We start from the raw sequence: 17,070 nt of genomic DNA on the forward strand, positions 1-17,070 counted from the left end.
TAAAGCATGAAAGTGAAAAATGAAGATAAAGTATTAATAGGCGTAGGAGTGGTCGGAATCGGACTTGTAGGCTACTTGTATTGGAAAAAAAAGAAGGATGAAAAAGAGCAGGAATTTTTAACCGATATTCCAGAACCACCACCAGTAGTCCTAGATAAACCTACGGATTCCCTACCAAAGACAGGAGCAGTTTTGAATAAAAACAAAGTATTAGGCAAAGGAATCAAAGGGGTTGAAGTTAGAGAATTGCAACGTTTGTTAGGTGTTACTATCGATGGCAATTTTGGAGCAAATACGCTTACGGCTTTGCAAAGCAAAAAAGGAGTTTTAAAAATTAGCCTCAATGCTTATTTAAAAATGCCTACAAAAACTACATCAAAAGAAATCCCTACTGCGCTAGTTGCACCAAGAAAAGGACAAAAACTAATGGCAAATGCAAACGGTGTTAGTCTTTTCAATGCTAAAAAGACAGCAAACGGTACGTATTTCAATACAGGAACAAAACCTTTTATGGGCGGTAGTTTTAATTATGGGGAGCATCTGGGTGTTTTTGTTGGTTCTAAAGTAGGCGGACAATATTTAATTAATCGCGATGGCGTGTATTATTTCGTAAACGCCAATGCTGTAAAAGGATATTAAAATGGGAGCGACAGAAAAATTAATCATCACAGCAGTAGCACTCACAGGATTTGTTTATTTCCTGACACAACCAAAAGTAACCCCTAGAAAAGTGATTTTATAATGAGTTTTATTTTAGACAACAGTAGCATTTTTTTTAATGCATTTGTACGATATGGTGTAAATACACCCATTAGGATAGCCCACTTTTTAGCGCAAGTATCGCATGAATCGGGCAATTTTACAAGGGTTGTTGAAAACCTGAATTATAGCCCGCAAGGGCTATTGTCCACCAGTCCGTTTAATTCCCGCCTGACACTAGCCGAAGCAAAGAAATACGGAAGAACCACCGAGCACAAAGCCAATCAGCAAATGATAGCCAATATTGGTTATGCAAACAAAAACGGTAATGGCAATATTGCCAGTGGAGACGGATGGAAATATAGAGGGCGTGGTTTTATACAGCTAACAGGTAAGGGAACATACGAAGATTACAAAAAGTACTCGGGTCATGATGTAGTAAACAATCCCGATTTACTTTTACAAACAGCCATTGCCGTGGATTGTGCCGCTTGGTTTTTTTCGGTGTATAAAAAATTAAATCCGCTCGCAGATGCTAATTTAATGACACAGATAACTCAAAAAGTAAACGGAAAAACCAACGGACTAGCTGACAGGGTTGCAAAGTTTAATTTCTATAAAGCCCAAAACATCAGTTTGGAGTTATTAAAAAAAAAAGCGAAACCCCTACCTAATTTTACTAGCATCACTAGCTACGCTTGGAATTGGCTTTCACCTTATAACCAAAAAAAACTAATATGAAAAATACAATCTTAAATCAAATCATAAGCGAACTCAAATACTATCAGGATTATTTTTTATTTCTAATAGTAGTACTGGCAGGGGTTTTTATGAAAATTTACCTAGCCATTCAAAAAGGAAAGAAGCCACGCCTTAGTTGGTTTTTAGCCGAAGCAGCTATCAGTTTTTTTGTTGCATTCTCCGTCTATGCTGTTTGCGACCAATATTTGAGTATCAACAAGATGTTTACCTATGTGATTTGCGCTTGGGGCGGTTCGCTCTCCACCTTAATACATAGTGAAGTAGAAGCATTAATAAGTAGTTTTTTCGATGGATTAAAAGCCATGATAAAACTAAAAATAAAGAAATCATGAGTACAAGTACGAGTCCAGAGAATCCCATGAAGCTATTTTTAAAAGTAGTTTTATTTATAGCATTTTATTTTGCCCTTTGTATTGCCTTGCACGGTTGCAAAGCCAAACCAATGGAAAACACACATGAAGTTGAAACAGTTATAGCCAGTAAAAAAGACAGTATCAAAACAACTATTATCAGTGGGGCTATAAACGATACTTTAAAAATACAGCTCCCGAAGGTCCAAACGGCAAAACCCGAATGTGACAGCATTACTAAAGCAGAATTACAGCGAGTATTACAATTACTTGATAGTCGTAAAAAATCAGGAGATAACGAAACAGGGATTTATTACGATAGTTTACGCAATCAAATTATAGCATGGCAGAAAATAGCGCAGACAAAAAACGTAAATACAGCTACAAACAAAGAATTTGTTTACCTCAAAGGCGATAAACAAATTAAATATGTTTCCGTAAAATACATTCCTCTTTGGGTCAAAATACTGGCTTCAATAGGCGCCATGACCTTGCTGTTTATAGTTTATCGTATTTCGAGAATCTTTATTTAAAAAATTAAACAAATGAGTGTCAAAAAAATAGTTATTGGAGCAGGAATACTAGCCGTTGCAGGATATTTCTATTTAGAGCAAAGAGTAAAAAAGATAATCGAACAATTTGAGTTTGTCAGGATATATCCAGTAGCTTTTAAGAAATTGGATGCCAAGTGGAATGATGGAAAACCGTTTGTGTCTTTTCATTTGGATTTGAAATTAGTAAATCCAACAGCACAGCATTTTAGCGCACAGCTTACGGCAGTAACCCTAAAGCGAATTTTATTTTATGATAAAAAGAATATGCTTTTAGGATCGGCAAACGTGAATGTAAAAGCAATAAATATTGCGCCTAATTCCAGTACTATAATCCCGAATGTACCCATTCAAATGGATTTACAAACCGCCATAACTAACGTGCTTGGAGCTTTAAATGTCAGTAACTTTAATAGTAGCGATATTCGAATTGAAGTTATTGTAAGCATCTTGGGTACGGAACATAAAATTTCTTAAAATGACATTAGCACAAGAATTCAATAGCCTTAATGGGCTTATCGTGTCAAGAAAGACCTTGGAAGATTTGCTTATGAAAGCCGAAAAGGAAAAACATACAGTTGTTTCCAAACGAGTTATCAAAGTATTACAGGCTTTTGCTGATGATACTTTTTTAATTGAAATTAATAATCTAATCGAGCCTTATGGCTTAAACGGAGTAGATGCAGAAATGCTATTGCCTACGCTCGAGTATATCTCTGAGAATCATAACGACGGATTAAATGCCGTTTCACCTGATGAAATTTACAACTACATCACGGATTTGATTATCAATACAATTAAAAAAGTAGGGCATTTGCCTTGGCAAAAAGAATGGAGAGGTTCAGGGGCTAGTAATTCGGTTATGAATTATGTTTCTAAAAAGGAGTACACAGGGGCAAACTTCATTTTGAATTTTGATATTAAGTTTGATGAAAACAAACAGCCCTATTTAGTTCCTGCAGATTTTATACAGCCTTACTATTTAACTTTTAATCAAATTGAAGAAGCTAAGGCAAAGCTTAAAAAAGGCAGTAAAGCAAGGCGTGTGATTTATTATACCTTAATTCACGATTACCATAGTGAGCATTTGAAATTCAAAACCAACGACAATAAAAAGTTTGGTGATTTTGTGAAATCGAACGGACTGACAAAAGAGGATTTAAAAAAGAATCTAACCAAGTTCCCCGTTTTAAAATACTACAATGTATTTAGAGCCGATGATTGCGAGGGTTTAAAATTTCCTGCTGTAAAAGAAAGGAAAATAACAAATCCTATTGCTGAAGCTCAGGCAATCATCGACGGATTTAAGAACCCGCCAAAATATACCAATATTGGAGATAGAGCCTATTACCGTCCAAGTACAGACGAGTTAAATATGCCAACTATTGAAGCTTTCACCAGTGAAGCTTTTTATTACTCTACTTTCTTTCATGAAGCGGTACACAGTACAGGAGCAGAGCATCGATTACATAGAGATATGACAGGAACTCGAAGCGGTGGAGGGAGCGGAAATTATGCTTTTGAGGAATTGATTGCAGAACTCGGAGCGGTATTTCTTTGCAGTGAATCAGGAATATTATTCCATACCAAGGAAAATTCTGCTAAGTATTTAAAGAGTTGGAACAATCATTTAATAGATGAACTAAACGACGACAATCGGTTTTTCTTAAAAGCATCGGCACAGGCTCAAAAAGCAAGCAATCATATTCTAGGACGTGAAGTTGCAAACGCTGAAACTAAAGAAAAGGTAGAAGAAAAGACAATAGAGAGACCAGTTATAGAACCAAGTGCGAAAGTAGCACCTATTAAAAAGGCAATTGTAAAACCTATTGTAAAAAGAAAGGCAAAGCAAAAAATTAAACAACCCGATTTGTTCGGTGGACTCAGTGGAGCAGTTAAAAAGAACAAACAGCTTGTTGTTAAAGAAACCATTGTAAAGCCAATCAAAGAAAAAGCAATCGTTGCAAAGCCCATTGCAAAGGAAAATGTAAACCGAAATTCTCTAGCCTATAAAATGGCAAATAAGCCTACTAAAGTGGATTACTTTAAAATTGAGAACAAAGACATTGCGGAATTCTTAGGAGAAATTGAGCACAAGGAAAAAGAAAGTATTGTAATCTCTCTTACTGGTGGTCAGGGTTCAATGAAAACTAGAATGTGTTTCCAGTTTATGAATGCCTTGGCACAAAATTACAAAGTAGGTCATGCCAGTATCGAAGAGCATCCCGAGAGTAGTTTGTATTACAGCAAAGCCGAAGAATATTTAAATGCAAAGGCATTGCAAAACATCGAAGCTCCTGAGATTAAAAGTGTTTCTGATTTGGATAAACTTATCCGAAACAATGACATTATCATAATCGATAGTTTCTCTAAAATGCAGGAAATGCACAAAGGCTTTGAAGTGGATAAGGATTTAAGAAAGAAGTACGACGGAAAATTGTTCATTGTTATTTTCCAACAAACTACAGATGGCAAAATGCGTGGCGGTAGTAAAAGTCAGTTTGATGCCGATGTAGTTCTCTTTACCGAAAAGAAAGCAGATTACAGGCAAAATTACATTTGGGCAGATAAGAACCGTTACCAAAATAAACCGCTCGACACTTTGAAATTCAATATTTTCAATAAAAAACTAGAACGGGGCGAACCCGAAGCTGTGGCAGAACCACTAAGGACTAAAAAATTATCATTTACAGTAAATTAATAAAAAAAGTAGATTTATTTTAATGCCGGTTGTATCTGCAGAAACAGATCTATTTAAAAAAAATCTACAATTCAATAATCATCAATCAAAAAAAACAATTAATCATGGCAGTAAAAAAGAAACCAACAGTAAAAGGCTTAAAGAAAGTATGTAGTAGTGTTATTAAAGGGACAGGGCTTAAATCCGATGGGACATTAAAGAAAGGATTCAAGTACATCAAGGGTGGAAAAATCGTAAAAGTAAAAGCTGTTATAGCGAAAGCCAAACCAGTAAAAAAGAAAGTGGCTAAAAAGAAAACAGTAAAAAAGGCTTCAAAATCTAAAAAGTAAAAAATGAGTGCTGCAAATCCCGATACAAGAATCTTAAAGCTCGTAAAAGATAAAAACGGCAATGTGTTGCTTATGAAATTAGACGACACCTTAATTACTTCTTTTAATCCTGCTCAAAATCTTTTGAGAATTCCTGAAGCTCCAAACAAATTTAAAATTCAATCAAACGCTACATTTGGGGAAAATCCTTTGGTACTGGATTATACACAGGTTAATTGTGATTTGTGTGTTCCTGTTATTGAAGCTAGAAATTTCAATGATTTTTTACTTGAATTATCTAAAAAGTTTTTCTTTTTTAAAGGCAGTAGTGATGGTGGTACAAGCGCTCCCAGTAACTGTAAATGCTCCTTATATGGTATCGTTAGACCTACGTTTGTTTATACAAAAACTTTAATTACTAAAAATTCAAAATTTATACGTTTAAAGAATACTGTTAGTGAACATTGGGGACTTAAGATTCAATATGGAGGTTATTTAGAGGAATCTTTAGAGCCATACTTTAAGCCTTATTTTGGTGGTAGTGATTTGATGCCTGATACTGAAATCGGATTACAGGTAGAGTCTTTGGTTTCTTTGGATGATATGTTTATTAGGCTCTTTATTAGTACGCGTAGAGAAGATTTTGATGTGTATTTTATTGTCAATCCTGATAGTAATACTTTCACTCTCTTAAATGCTGACCCTACTTATTTTGTTTCTACTGCTGATTATCAATTTGATGCTAATAGCGATACTTTGACTGTCCAGTCTTTAAAAGCTACAGAAGACCCGCTTAGTTTCTATGTTCGTTGGAAAAATGTTCCAGAATTAGAAGGAATACCTACTTAAAAAAGGATTTAATAATGTTCCTTTCTCTATTTACAACCGTCGCAAGCTTGTGACGGTTATTTTATATTTTTTTATCAATTTTTGTATTTCGTTTTACTTTTTCCTCATTGACTGCTGGGTCTTCGATTTTAATATAATCCAATTTATCTTTGCTTAAAACGGTTGTTTCTCGATTGTTTTTATTATATATAAAAATATACGAAGAAGTTTGTCCAATTAGTATAATTGGAAGGTTTTTAGATGTATATATTTTATTATTAGTAGCATATTCAAGTTGATTAATCCTTGGGCTTTTTTTTACAGCATCCCCGTCTTTATATCCCCATATTCCAGATACGATTATTAAAGTAATTACTAAAATGGGATAGAAGTATGTAATTTTCTTTCTCTTTTCCTTATCCAATAATTGAGGTATAAAAAATTTAGTTAATAAATACGGAGCTACTATAGAAAAGATAATTAGATATTCATCGATGTAATATGCAAATAAAATACAAACAACTATACAAAGTACAAACGAAGTTTTTTCGATTTCTTTTGATATTATTACATCAAAAACATTGAACACATTATTTATTTTTTTTCTTCTTAATACTTTGTCTGTCATATTTTTTCTTATCCTTAAAATTTTTTTATGATACCAAATGCAATAGGAAATTAGTAATATAGAGTATGCTAAGATTCTAAGTAATATTTCAATAAATAGATAAAAAAACAATAATAAAATAATAATTTTCAGCGTAAAAAAAACAATATCTGTTAAGCTTATGAAATATTCTATCTGAATGTTAAAACATGAGTAATAATTATATAGATACGCACATCCGATTGAATATATTACTATTAATATTATTGAGAAGTTCTGCGTATAATTTTCTAATATCTTTTTCATACAATGGATTTATAATTATTTTAATTTAAAAAAGATGATTTCAATATAAATATTCTATTGCTATTATTTGACTTCTTTTAAATGTAGATTATTTTGCGTACCAGGAAAAACTGCAGCTACGGATCTGTTTAAAAAAAATCTACAATTTTATTTTATATGTTTAGAATAATCATCAGGAAGGACAGCATCAATATCATGCAAATATTTTTCTAATGCACTCATAGTTGTATGTCCAGTAATAAGCATTAATTTGCTTTTCGCTTCGTTTGGGGTGCTATTTTTGACGAGTTCTTTATATAACTTGGTAATAAAAGTATGTCTGAAACTATAAAGACCGTAATCCTTACTAAGTTTTAAACTGTCTTTTACTTTTTTGAATCGATCACCAAAATAACCTCGTTTGTCTGTTTCGTTAGTCGTCCAGTCAAAACCTATTCCTTTTGGAGTAAATAAAAAACTTTCTCCATCGTACTTATCTAATTCTGGTAATTCATTCAATAGAATTTCAGGAATAATTTTGGTTTTTACAGGCTTGTTCTTTGCTCGAACATAAATAAGTCTGTCTTTTATATTAATGTCCTTTATTCTTAATCTAACAACTTCAATTGGGCGCAAGTGGTTAAATGAAACAAATTGAATGAACAAAAGCAAAAGAGTATCATTCTTTAGTAGATATTCTAATATGTTTTTCTCTTGTTCGGTGCTAAATGTTTTATTTCTCTCTGGAGTAGATTTTAAAACATTAATTTTTTTTATAAAATTGTCTGTAATTATATCGTTGTCTTCAAGAGTTTGAAAGAACATAGATAGATTTGCCCTTGTGTTATTTCTGTTTTTTGGGCTTGTTGCCGTTAAAACATCATTTAAGAAACCAATTGCAGCCTTTTTATTTATACTTGTAATGTATCTGTTTTCATAGCCATTCGATAAAAGCCACTTCTCAAATGATTTTAACCTAACTCTAAAATCACGGTAACTGTTTTCTTTTAAAGAGTTTTTCTTTAGTTCAAGGGCAAAAGTAACTGCATCAGGAATGCTATATTTTTTTAATTCATCAACAGAAATAGAATCATCGTAAGGATTATAACCATTTTCGAGAATGGTTTCGATTGCTTTAGCGAGAATTTTTATTGCTTCGCGACGATGTTTTAACGTTTTGAATTGATTTACTCCTGCGTAGATATGTGTTTGACGTTCTAGTTTTTCAGAGCTTGGATTTCTAAAGGAGTAATAAACATACCAACGCTTTGATAAATCGCCATTTGCATCGTAAATTTTGGGAGTTGAATATTTTTTTTTGTAACTCAAAACGTGTGCGTTTTCGTGTTCTTTGGTTAAGAGGTGTTGGATTTTTGACATAAAAAAAGCGGTTTTAAATCACTTTAAAACCGCATAAAATCTATGTTTTTAACCTTTTTAGCTTTGTAGCGAGACCGAGATTTGAACTCGGGACCTCAGGGTTATGAATCCTGCGCTCTAACCAACTGAGCTATCTCGCCATGTTGCAGTAAGAGTATGTCTCTCATTGCGGGTGCAAATATATAAATTAATTTAGAGTTGACAAGCAGAAATGAAAGAAAAAAAAATATTTTTAAAAAACTCTTTTTTACGGAGATATATTCTTATATTTCCGAAAAATTAAATCTGGCACATGGATCTAAAAGTACGTTACGAAATCGAATTTCCTATAAATTCATCTCCGCAGTTATTATATCAGTATATATCTACACCATCGGGACTGTCTGAATGGTTTGCAGATAATGTGAATTCACGTGGAGAGTTTTTTACTTTCATTTGGAATGATTCTGAGGAAAAAGCACGTTTAGCATCCAAAAAAACGGGCGAAAAAGTTAAGTTTAAATGGGTTGACGAAAGCAGCAAAGACACAGAGTATTTCTTTGAACTGCATATTCTCGTAGACGAAATAACAAAAGATGTTTCGCTTATGGTAGTCGATTTTGCCGAAAAAGATGAGCTTGGAGAAGCAAAACAATTATGGGAAAATCAAATCTCCGACCTTAAACATCTTATTGGATCAGTTTAGTAAAAGTCTATTTTATAACTTATATTTGCCCTGAACAAAATTCAGGGTTTTTTTTATGATTAATTTTAACGGAAATATAGTAGCACAGAACGATAATTTATTAATTCAAAATCGCGCTTTTTTATATGGAGATGGCGTTTTTGAAACATTTAAAGTAGTAAATAATAAAGTTCTTTTTATTGAGGATCATTATTTTAGATTAATGTCTTCTATGCGAGTAGTTCGAATGGAGATTCCAATGAACTTTACGATGGAATATCTTGAAGAGCAAATTCTTTCGTTACTTAATTATAATTCAATTTCCGATTCGGCAAGAGCAAGAATTACGGTATATCGTAATGATGGTGGGTATTATCTGCCACAAAACAATGCCGTTTCGTTTTTAATTCATGCAATAGCTTTAGATAATAAAGAATATCAGGTAAGCGAGAATCAATATGAAGTCGATTTGTACAAAGATTTTTATGTTACGAAGCAATTATTGTCATCGATAAAAACGACTAATAAAATAATAAATATTACAGGAAGTATTTTTGCAAACGAAAACGGACTAGATAATTGTATTTTATTAAATGACAGTAAGAATGTTGTTGAAGCATTACAAGGGAATTTGTTTATGCTATTGGGGAATAAATTGATTACGCCACCAGTATCTGAAGGATGTTTAAATGGAGTGATGCGTAAACAAATATTGGCTTTGGCTAAAAAATTAACGGACATAGAAGTTGTAGAAGAACCAATATCGCCGTTTGATTTACAAAAAGCCGACGAATTGTTTCTTACTAACGTAATAAAAGGGATTCAGCCAATAACCAAATACCGTAAAAAGGAGTTTACAACTAAATTATCTAATATATTAACGCAAAAACTTAATGAAAGTCTTGCTTAAATATCAGTTGAGATAGGGGTTTTCAGGTGCATTAGACCAAATAAGATAATCTCCGCCCAGTTCAATAATTTGTTGTTTCCAGAAATGGGTTGGTGATTTTCCGATAATTTTATTTTTATAATTATTATCGGCTATAATCCAGGAATTATTCTGCATTTCTGTTTCTAATTGGTGCTCATCCCAGCCAGTGTAACCTAAAAAGAAACGTATGTTGTTCTTGTTGATTGCACCACTGTTAATAAGGTCTTTTGTGGATTCAAAATCTCCTCCCCAATATATGCCATTTGAAATTTCAATGCTATTTGGGATCAAATCGGGTATATTGTGGATAAAATAAAGATTATCCTGCTCTACTGGACCACCATTATAGATTCTGAAGGTGGCGTGGATTTCGGGAATTAAGTCATTAATGGTATATTTTAGTGGCTTATTTATGATGAAACCTATCGAACCTTCTTCATTGTGATCTGCTAATAAGATCACTGATCTATTAAATGATAAGTCTCCAATTATAGAAGGCTCAGCAATAAGTAGGTGTCCTTTTTTTAATTTTTCTGAAATCATATCGTTACAATTTTTATTAAATTTAAGAATAAAATTTTTAAAATCGTAAATAAAATCGTCAAACAGCAAAAAAAAACCCTCCATATGGAAGGTTTTGATTATATTAAAAGCGTATGTAACTTGTTCTTAGTTAACTGCACTTTCTAATTCAGCTCCTGCTTTAAATTTCACAACATTCTTAGCAGCGATTTGAATAGTTTTTCCAGTTTGAGGGTTTCTACCGTCTCTAGCAGCTCTAGCAGATACTGACCATGATCCAAAACCTACCAATGATACTCTTCCACCTTTTTTCAAAGTTGCACCTACGTTTCCTAAAAATGATTCTAAAGCTAATTTTGCCGCAGCTTTTGTAATTCCTGCATCAGCAGCAATAGCATCGATTAATTCTGATTTGTTCATAATAATTAGTTATTAATTGTTGGTTAAAAAAAATTGTCAATACACAAATTTAGTAGGAAATACGTTCCTTGCAAGCGTTTTGTTTAATTTTAGTTTGAATTGTTAATAACTTGCTTTTTTTGTTCATAAAGCCACCTAAAAACATCACTAATTTTAGTGAGTAGCCTTATTTTGTTGATGTTAGTAGACTTTTGTGTTGTCAGAAAAAGAGATTCCATTTAACAATTCAGCTACAGTCATTCGTTTTTTTCCAGGTAATTGCAAATTCAATAATTGGATATAACCATCAATAACGGCTATTTTAATCTCTTTTTTGGTGCTAATTAAACTTCCGATTTCCAGATTATGTGCTTCTAAAATAGGTTTAGCCTCGTATATCTTGATGCTTAATTCTTCATCTTTATCTTTTAAGTAACTCCAAGCCGCAGGATAAGGACTCAGGCCTCTTATTAAATCATTAATTGTTGATGCTGGTTTTGTCCAGTCTATTTTGCAATTTTCTTTGTTTAGCTTATATGCCGTTTTGATCTCTGCAGATTCTTCCTGAATTATAGTTGTTACATTTCCGGCTTCAATTGCTTGTAAAGTTTTTATAACGGTTTCACTTCCTAAATGCATTAATCGATCGTGTAATTGTCCTGCGTTTTCAGTAGGTTCTATTGCTATTTCAGAACTAAGGATCATTGCTCCAGTATCGATTTTGTCATCTATAAAAAAGGTGGTAACACCAGTTTTTGTTTCACCATTTATTATAGCCCAGTTTATAGGAGCAGCACCACGATAATTTGGAAGTAGAGAAGCATGAAGGTTAAATGTTCCTAATGAAGGCATTTCCCATACAACTTTAGGTAGCATTCTGAATGCTACTACAATTTGCAAATTGGCATTCAAGGATTTCAATTCAGATAAAAAGGCTTCGTCTTTTAAGTTAGTTGGTTGTAATAAAGGAAGATTATTAGCTAATGCGTATTCTTTAACAGCCGAATATTTTATTTTTTGACCACGACCAGCTGGTTTGTCTGCTGCAGTAATAACACCTACAACATTATAATTGTTCTTTATTATAGTATCTAGAATTCCAACAGCAAATTCAGGAGTACCCATAAATATGATTCTTAATTTTTCCATTATGATTTTAAAGTATATTTATTATTCGGTTTTATTATAATGTAATTTTCTTCGAGTAGTTCTTGTAGTGCATGTACAACATCGTCAGCACTATTATTAGTTCGGGACTGGATATCTCTTGAGCTTAATTCTTCGTTTTTTAATAAATCTAGAATATCTTTTGTAATAGAATTATTGGGTTTTTTGACTTTCTTGGTAATGCAATAAGAACAAATGCCACAATCGGCGGTTGCTTTTTCTCCAAAATAATCTAGAATCAACTTGTTTTTACATGTTTTGTCTTCCTTTACATAATCTAAAACCGATTTTAATTGGTCTTTTTTTAGGTCGTTTTGTTTCTCTAGATATTTTGAAACCCTATTTATTGTGTAGTTGTCTTCACGTACTTCATTGAATAATATAGAAGCATCATTGTTTTTGCTGTTATATTCAATAATTTCTTTTTCTTTTAGTTTTTGTAGAACAGCATGAACTTCAGCTTCTGTGCTATTTGATTTTTTAGCGATAAGCTGTAAGTTGAAGGGAGTCTTCATTTCGTAAATACCTGGATAAGTACGTAAAATGGCAAGAATGATTTCCTCGTCATTTGAATTAAGACTTATATATCGAATAACTTCTTTAGATTCAATTAGGAATTGCATGGTGATTTTTTCTGAAAAACCCTGAGATAAAGTAATGATGCCCTGGCGATCCAAAAATTGTAATGCATTATATGTTTTTAAAGTAGGGAAGTCATATTTATGGCAAAAATGGTTCAGGTTAAAAGTAAACTCTTCATTAATTCCTTCGCCGTAGGCAATCTGGAAATAATTACAAAGTTTGATGTACATTGTGTTTAGAAATTTTTTGTCGGCCAAATTTTGTATAAACTGACTTTCAGCATTAGCAGTATCAGATGCGCTAGTAAGTAAAACAGAGAAAGATTTTTCACCATTACGTCCTGCACGGCCAGACTCCTGATAGTAGTTTTCGATATTTTCTGGTAATTGGGTGTGAATTACAGTTTTTACATTCGGTTTATCGATTCCCATTCCAAATGCATTTGTAGCAACAATGACTTGTGTACTTTCATTCATCCACAATTGCATGTTTTTATCTTTTTCTTTAGTCGAAAGACCACCATGATAATAAGTGGCTTTAAAACCTAAAGATTGTAATTGAGCCGAAATCGTTAAACAAGATTTTCGATTTCGTACATATATAATAGAAGGCTGTGGATTTTTTTTCAAAATCTGTTCTGTTCTATATAGTTTGTCTTCGACTTCAAAAACCATATAGGCAATGTTTTCTCTGGCAAATGATTGCTGGAAAAATGTAGTGTCTTTTAATCCTAATTGGGTTTTGATATCTTCAATAACTCTAGGAGTTGCTGTGGCGGTCAAAGCAAGAAAAGGAATTTTAGGAAAAAATTTCTTTAGCTCTGAAATTTTAAGATAAGCCGGACGAAAGTCATGCCCCCATTGCGAAACACAATGTGCTTCATCTATCGCGATAAAATTTATAGGTAAGTTTTTTACACGATCAAGAATCCAGTCCGATTGAAGTCGTTCAGGAGATAGGTATAAAAATTTGTAATTTCCGTACTGGCAATTATCCAGAAGATTAATGATTTCTTCAGTGTTAATTCCACCAGTAAGAGCAATTGCTTTAATATCGCGTTTTTGCAAATTAGCAACCTGATCTTTCATTAAGGCAATCAAAGGTGAAATTACAAGACAGATTCCTTCCTTCATCATTGATGGAACCTGAAAACAAATTGATTTTCCTCCACCAGTTGGCAATAAGGCAAAAGTATCTTGACCGTTTAAAACAGAATCGATGATTTCGTTTTGTAAAGGACGGAAACTATCATGTTTCCAGTATTTTTGAAGAATTGCTAATGCTTCTTGCATTTGTCAGGATTAAAGTTAACAATTTAGAAAACAGCTTCTAGTTTTACCAACCTTAAAGACTCTGACTAAATTTTATCTAAGATATAAAGAATTCGGTTAGTCACAGTGTCTTTTGGAACCTCAATTAGTTCGTAGCCGTATTTTTTATACGTTTCTACAAGATGACTGTAAATGGTTTTTGCTTGTTCAAAGTTTTCGTAACGTTCACCGTCACTCATGTAGATTTCTTCCCAAGGTGGAAGCAAGAAAATTTTAGAATATTTGCAAACCTCACATGCTGTTTTAAAATGGGTCGGATATTCGTCACCTATATAATCCATATAAGCGACAACATCAGGAATTCCACGATCAATAAAAACTACTTCCGCAGGTTCTTCTTGAGCGCTTTCGAATTGTTTAATCCGTCCTTCAAGCAATTTTTCACTAAACAACAAGGGCTTTTCAAGAAACAGTTGTTCGATTCCTTCTTTTTGAGCCTCTAAGGTTACTTGTCTAGAAATTTCGGGATAACAGCAATATCCATCGGCTACTAAACCATCAATAATTGTAGACTTTCCCGTACCTGGGCCACCAATAATAACAATAATTTCTTTCTGCACTTTCTAAAAATAAAGTGCAAATTTACCTAAACTTATTGGTATTACGCAAGATTATTTTTTCAGAAGCGAACGATTATTTTTTTTTAGTAAGTAAACTTCCTGTTATTTGCTTTAATTCTTTTCTTTTTTAAAGAAAAAGGGAAAGAATTTTTGCTTCCATTACGGTCAATGAGGTTATAGTTTTTGTATTATATGGGTTTCTTACGATTGTTAGACTTTTTATTAAGAAATTAAACTTATACCTTAATCTAGTTACAAAACGGATATTGTGATAAGTCTTCTGATTTCTTAGTATTTGGGATAATAATATGTGATTCGAATTTTCTTTTTGCAATCACGTTATTTATAAAATCTAAAACATAATCAGGTTCTTTTCCGAATAGGTAACCGCAAAACTCATGCCCAGCACCACAAGAAGTAATAAGCTCAATGTTTTTCTTTAATGAAGACACGCGGTTGTAAACAGCATAAGAGCCCGAAAGTGTCATGAAACCTTCAGAGTTTGTAGGGCAGGAGCGATGCGAGCCTGTTGCATAAGGCACAGTAGGATCTTCGCTTCCATGTGAAAGCAGCATCGGAATTGCATTTTTAGATGTAATTAAATCTACATTCATGATAGCTCCGGATCCTCCGATTAGACCTTTGTATGTAAAACCACTTGGTAGATTATTCGAATATAAATTCATTATGGAGTAATCCCAAAAAGTTGCATGAAATGCGATTTCAGCTCCAGCACTAATTCCTGCAATGAATATCTTCGAAGCGTCAATATTATAGGCGTTTTTATTTTTAATCATAAAAGAAGTTGCTTGCCACATATCGCTAACCCCAATCTGAATAGTTTTGATTTTTTCGGGTAATGTTGAGTTGCATCCAAAATCTTTCCCCTTCATATATAAAGTGTAGGAGATGCTCGCAACAGCAATTCCATTTTTAGCAAGACTGTTGGCAAAATCTTTTTCGCCAAAACGATCTCCGCCCGAAAAACCACCTCCGTGAGCAAAAATGACAAGTGGTATTTTTTTGTCTGATTTTTTTAGAGGTAAGTATAAATCAAGTTCCAGTTTCGTCGAATCATTCTCAAAATAAGTTAACGTTTTGATTTCTTGCGCGGTAATAGAAAATGAAGTAAAAGAGATAAAAAGTAATAAAAGCAAATAAGGCATTTTCATTATTGTGATATTTTTTTATGATAGGGATGTTCAATTAATCAAAGATAAAAGAATAAAATAGGATAGGCTAAATTCTATTATTTTAACAATTTTAAGTAATAGTAGTTAGTCTTGTAAAAGAGGAAAATAAAGCTAATTTTGGTTAATGTTTCGCATTGTAAAAAATTCCCAAATGCTAAATATAGATTCTCAAATCAAAACCGTATATTTGCGTCTATTTTAATGAAAGAATGGACGAAGATAAAGAAAAAACCATCGCTGAATTTTACGAAAGATTAAAGGTTGAGTTAGACAATAGTAACACTTGGCCTGCAGAGTATTTGTATAAATTTATTATGCCTTCAGTAGGCGATAATGTAGAGCGTGTAGAGAAAGCTTTTGATTGCATGGGAGCAGTAATTAAAACTACAAAATCCAAAACAGGTAAATTTACCAGTGTTTCGGTAGATGTTACTATGAAAAGTTCAGATGAAGTAATCAGTAAATACCAAGAAGTTTCTGTAATTGAGGGTATAGTTTCACTATAATTATGATCGAAAAATATAAAAAAGAAAATGCGAATGATGTTGTTTTTAATTTAGAATACAATTCTGAAAGACAACATTTAATCATTCCAGAATATGGTCGTCATTTGCAAAAATTGATAGATCAGGCTACTGCTATTGAAGACGTTGAACAACGTAATAAAGCAGCCAAATATATTATTCAGGTAATGGGAAGTTTGAATCCGCATTTGCGTGATGTACCCGATTTTCAACATAAACTTTGGGATCAGCTTTTTATTATGTCTGATTTTAAATTAGATGTTGAGTCACCATATCCAATACCATCTCGTGAAGTATTACAACTAAAGCCAGATGTATTAAAATATCCACAAAATTACCCAAAATACAGGTATTATGGTAATAACATCAAATACATGATAGATGTTGCCAACAAATGGGAAGAAGGCGAAATGAAGAATGCATTAGTATTGGTAATTGCCAATCATATGAAAAAATCATACTTAAGCTGGAATAAAGATACCGTAAAAGATGATGTTATTTTTGAACATTTGTACGAACTGTCAGATGGAAAAATAAATCTTTTACAAAGTTCAGAAGAACTCCTAAATACGACTGATTTATTACGTACAAACAAACGTATATCAAATAAAATCACACCAGCTGGACAACCTAAAATTCAGAATAATAAGAATGTAAAAGGTCCAGGAAAACCAAAACCGTTTCAAAAGAATAACAATCAAAAATAAAAGTTGCTAAGTATCTAAG

At 32.8% G+C, this 17,070-nt stretch carries 20 protein-coding genes and 1 tRNA gene; 12 read left to right on the forward strand and 9 right to left on the reverse strand.

The features are described 5' to 3' along the window. Positions 1–6 precede the first annotated feature (6 nt). The 8 genes from OIU80_RS17820 (at position 7) to OIU80_RS17855 (ending at position 6,220) form a co-directional block, all read left to right on the forward strand. Entirely contained in the window at positions 7–639 is a 633-nt protein-coding gene (locus tag OIU80_RS17820; protein WP_264288334.1) for a peptidoglycan-binding domain-containing protein, read from the forward strand. Between the two features lie 102 nt (positions 640–741). Beyond that, positions 742–1,440: a glycoside hydrolase family 19 protein gene (locus OIU80_RS17825; protein ID WP_264288335.1), complete on the forward strand. Its 699-nt coding sequence runs from the start codon at positions 742–744 to the stop codon at positions 1,438–1,440. Then, positions 1,437–1,793, forward strand: a complete 357-nt coding sequence (locus OIU80_RS17830; RefSeq protein ID WP_264288336.1) for a hypothetical protein — start codon at positions 1,437–1,439, stop codon at positions 1,791–1,793. Before OIU80_RS17825 ends, OIU80_RS17830 begins: the two co-directional genes overlap by 4 nt. Then, positions 1,790–2,344, forward strand: coding sequence for a hypothetical protein (locus tag OIU80_RS17835; protein WP_264288337.1), 555 nt, complete (start codon positions 1,790–1,792; stop codon positions 2,342–2,344). The genes OIU80_RS17830 and OIU80_RS17835 overlap by 4 nt, the downstream gene beginning before the upstream one ends. 12 nt (positions 2,345–2,356) lie before the next feature. Further along, entirely contained in the window at positions 2,357–2,839 is a 483-nt protein-coding gene (locus tag OIU80_RS17840; RefSeq protein WP_264288338.1) for a hypothetical protein, read from the forward strand. Position 2,840: 1 nt separating this feature from the next. Further along, on the forward strand, positions 2,841–5,063 hold the full coding sequence (locus tag OIU80_RS17845) for a zincin-like metallopeptidase domain-containing protein (RefSeq protein WP_264288339.1): 2,223 nt from the start codon (positions 2,841–2,843) through the stop codon (positions 5,061–5,063). 104 nt (positions 5,064–5,167) lie between these two features. Continuing rightward, on the forward strand, positions 5,168–5,392 hold the full coding sequence (locus OIU80_RS17850; protein WP_264288340.1) for a hypothetical protein: 225 nt from the start codon (positions 5,168–5,170) through the stop codon (positions 5,390–5,392). A gap of 3 nt (positions 5,393–5,395) precedes the next feature. Then, a complete protein-coding gene (locus OIU80_RS17855) occupies positions 5,396–6,220 on the forward strand; it encodes a hypothetical protein (RefSeq protein WP_264288341.1) in 825 nt (274 codons plus the stop codon). Between the two features lie 61 nt (positions 6,221–6,281). On the opposite strand, the gene OIU80_RS17860 is transcribed toward OIU80_RS17855, so the two are convergent. The 3 genes from OIU80_RS17860 to OIU80_RS17870 form a co-directional block, all read right to left on the reverse strand. After that, positions 6,282–7,112 carry a hypothetical protein gene (locus OIU80_RS17860; RefSeq protein ID WP_264288342.1) on the reverse strand — a complete coding sequence of 277 codons (831 nt, stop codon included), beginning with the start codon at positions 7,110–7,112 and terminating at the stop codon, positions 6,282–6,284. Between the two features lie 147 nt (positions 7,113–7,259). Continuing rightward, the gene (locus OIU80_RS17865) at positions 7,260–8,471 is read right to left on the reverse strand and encodes a tyrosine-type recombinase/integrase (RefSeq protein ID WP_264288343.1); all 1,212 of its coding nucleotides are present in this window, start codon (positions 8,469–8,471) and stop codon (positions 7,260–7,262) included. Positions 8,472–8,537: 66 nt separating this feature from the next. Further along, a tRNA-Met gene (locus OIU80_RS17870) sits at positions 8,538–8,611 on the reverse strand. A gap of 152 nt (positions 8,612–8,763) precedes the next feature. Between OIU80_RS17870 and OIU80_RS17875 the strand changes: the two genes are divergently transcribed. Both OIU80_RS17875 and OIU80_RS17880 read left to right on the forward strand, forming a co-directional pair. After that, on the forward strand, positions 8,764–9,156 hold the full coding sequence (locus OIU80_RS17875; RefSeq protein ID WP_264288344.1) for an START-like domain-containing protein: 393 nt from the start codon (positions 8,764–8,766) through the stop codon (positions 9,154–9,156). Between the two features lie 55 nt (positions 9,157–9,211). Beyond that, positions 9,212–10,045 (forward strand): aminotransferase class IV, encoded by an 834-nt coding sequence (locus OIU80_RS17880; protein ID WP_264288345.1) that lies wholly within the window; start codon positions 9,212–9,214, stop codon positions 10,043–10,045. 3 nt (positions 10,046–10,048) lie between these two features. Here the strand turns inward: OIU80_RS17880 and OIU80_RS17885 are convergent, their stop codons facing one another. The 6 genes from OIU80_RS17885 to OIU80_RS17910 all read right to left on the reverse strand — a co-directional run bounded on the left by OIU80_RS17885 (position 10,049) and on the right by OIU80_RS17910 (position 15,799). Next, positions 10,049–10,609: a YqgE/AlgH family protein gene (locus tag OIU80_RS17885; RefSeq protein ID WP_229988161.1), complete on the reverse strand. Its 561-nt coding sequence runs from the start codon at positions 10,607–10,609 to the stop codon at positions 10,049–10,051. 126 nt (positions 10,610–10,735) lie between these two features. Beyond that, positions 10,736–11,008, reverse strand: a complete 273-nt coding sequence (locus OIU80_RS17890) for an HU family DNA-binding protein (protein ID WP_129539609.1) — start codon at positions 11,006–11,008, stop codon at positions 10,736–10,738. 180 nt (positions 11,009–11,188) lie between these two features. Next, positions 11,189–12,136, reverse strand: a complete 948-nt coding sequence (gene fmt / locus OIU80_RS17895) for a methionyl-tRNA formyltransferase (RefSeq protein WP_264288346.1) — start codon at positions 12,134–12,136, stop codon at positions 11,189–11,191. Further along, a complete protein-coding gene (locus tag OIU80_RS17900; RefSeq protein WP_264288347.1) occupies positions 12,136–14,028 on the reverse strand; it encodes a RecQ family ATP-dependent DNA helicase in 1,893 nt (630 codons plus the stop codon). The genes fmt and OIU80_RS17900 overlap by 1 nt, the downstream gene beginning before the upstream one ends. Before the next feature lie 65 nt (positions 14,029–14,093). Then, the gene (locus OIU80_RS17905; protein ID WP_264288348.1) at positions 14,094–14,627 is read right to left on the reverse strand and encodes an ATP-binding protein; all 534 of its coding nucleotides are present in this window, start codon (positions 14,625–14,627) and stop codon (positions 14,094–14,096) included. A 248-nt stretch (positions 14,628–14,875) separates the two neighbouring features. Further along, positions 14,876–15,799 carry an alpha/beta hydrolase gene (locus OIU80_RS17910; RefSeq protein WP_264288349.1) on the reverse strand — a complete coding sequence of 308 codons (924 nt, stop codon included), beginning with the start codon at positions 15,797–15,799 and terminating at the stop codon, positions 14,876–14,878. Positions 15,800–16,029: 230 nt separating this feature from the next. On the opposite strand from OIU80_RS17910, the gene OIU80_RS17915 reads away from it, so the two are divergent. Next, on the forward strand, positions 16,030–16,326 hold the full coding sequence (locus OIU80_RS17915) for a DUF493 domain-containing protein (protein WP_264288350.1): 297 nt from the start codon (positions 16,030–16,032) through the stop codon (positions 16,324–16,326). A gap of 2 nt (positions 16,327–16,328) precedes the next feature. Further along, the gene (locus tag OIU80_RS17920) at positions 16,329–17,051 is read left to right on the forward strand and encodes a DUF4290 domain-containing protein (RefSeq protein ID WP_264288351.1); all 723 of its coding nucleotides are present in this window, start codon (positions 16,329–16,331) and stop codon (positions 17,049–17,051) included. Positions 17,052–17,070 lie beyond the last annotated feature (19 nt).

The sequence above is a fragment of the Flavobacterium frigoritolerans genome, assembly GCF_025847275.1.
Classification (GTDB): Bacteria; Bacteroidota; Bacteroidia; order Flavobacteriales; family Flavobacteriaceae; genus Flavobacterium; species Flavobacterium frigoritolerans.

Excerpts from the sequence above, each read along its gene's own strand:
- OIU80_RS17835 (WP_264288337.1), top strand. The coding sequence starts at position 1,790 with ATGAGTACAAGTACGAGTCCAGAGAATCCCATGAAGCTATTTTTAAAA.
- OIU80_RS17865 (WP_264288343.1), bottom strand. The coding sequence starts at position 8,471 with ATGTCAAAAATCCAACACCTCTTAACCAAAGAACACGAAAACGCACAC.
- OIU80_RS17880 (WP_264288345.1), top strand. The coding sequence starts at position 9,212 with ATGATTAATTTTAACGGAAATATAGTAGCACAGAACGATAATTTATTA.
- OIU80_RS17820 (WP_264288334.1), top strand. The coding sequence starts at position 7 with ATGAAAGTGAAAAATGAAGATAAAGTATTAATAGGCGTAGGAGTGGTC.
- OIU80_RS17890 (WP_129539609.1), bottom strand. The coding sequence starts at position 11,008 with ATGAACAAATCAGAATTAATCGATGCTATTGCTGCTGATGCAGGAATT.
- OIU80_RS17830 (WP_264288336.1), top strand. The coding sequence starts at position 1,437 with ATGAAAAATACAATCTTAAATCAAATCATAAGCGAACTCAAATACTAT.
- OIU80_RS17915 (WP_264288350.1), top strand. The coding sequence starts at position 16,030 with ATGGACGAAGATAAAGAAAAAACCATCGCTGAATTTTACGAAAGATTA.
- OIU80_RS17910 (WP_264288349.1), bottom strand. The coding sequence starts at position 15,799 with ATGAAAATGCCTTATTTGCTTTTATTACTTTTTATCTCTTTTACTTCA.
- OIU80_RS17875 (WP_264288344.1), top strand. The coding sequence starts at position 8,764 with ATGGATCTAAAAGTACGTTACGAAATCGAATTTCCTATAAATTCATCT.
- OIU80_RS17885 (WP_229988161.1), bottom strand. The coding sequence starts at position 10,609 with ATGATTTCAGAAAAATTAAAAAAAGGACACCTACTTATTGCTGAGCCT.
- OIU80_RS17920 (WP_264288351.1), top strand. The coding sequence starts at position 16,329 with ATGATCGAAAAATATAAAAAAGAAAATGCGAATGATGTTGTTTTTAAT.
- OIU80_RS17855 (WP_264288341.1), top strand. The coding sequence starts at position 5,396 with ATGAGTGCTGCAAATCCCGATACAAGAATCTTAAAGCTCGTAAAAGAT.
- OIU80_RS17900 (WP_264288347.1), bottom strand. The coding sequence starts at position 14,028 with ATGCAAGAAGCATTAGCAATTCTTCAAAAATACTGGAAACATGATAGT.
- OIU80_RS17860 (WP_264288342.1), bottom strand. The coding sequence starts at position 7,112 with ATGAAAAAGATATTAGAAAATTATACGCAGAACTTCTCAATAATATTA.
- fmt (WP_264288346.1), bottom strand. The coding sequence starts at position 12,136 with ATGGAAAAATTAAGAATCATATTTATGGGTACTCCTGAATTTGCTGTT.
- OIU80_RS17840 (WP_264288338.1), top strand. The coding sequence starts at position 2,357 with ATGAGTGTCAAAAAAATAGTTATTGGAGCAGGAATACTAGCCGTTGCA.
- OIU80_RS17825 (WP_264288335.1), top strand. The coding sequence starts at position 742 with ATGAGTTTTATTTTAGACAACAGTAGCATTTTTTTTAATGCATTTGTA.
- OIU80_RS17850 (WP_264288340.1), top strand. The coding sequence starts at position 5,168 with ATGGCAGTAAAAAAGAAACCAACAGTAAAAGGCTTAAAGAAAGTATGT.
- OIU80_RS17845 (WP_264288339.1), top strand. The coding sequence starts at position 2,841 with ATGACATTAGCACAAGAATTCAATAGCCTTAATGGGCTTATCGTGTCA.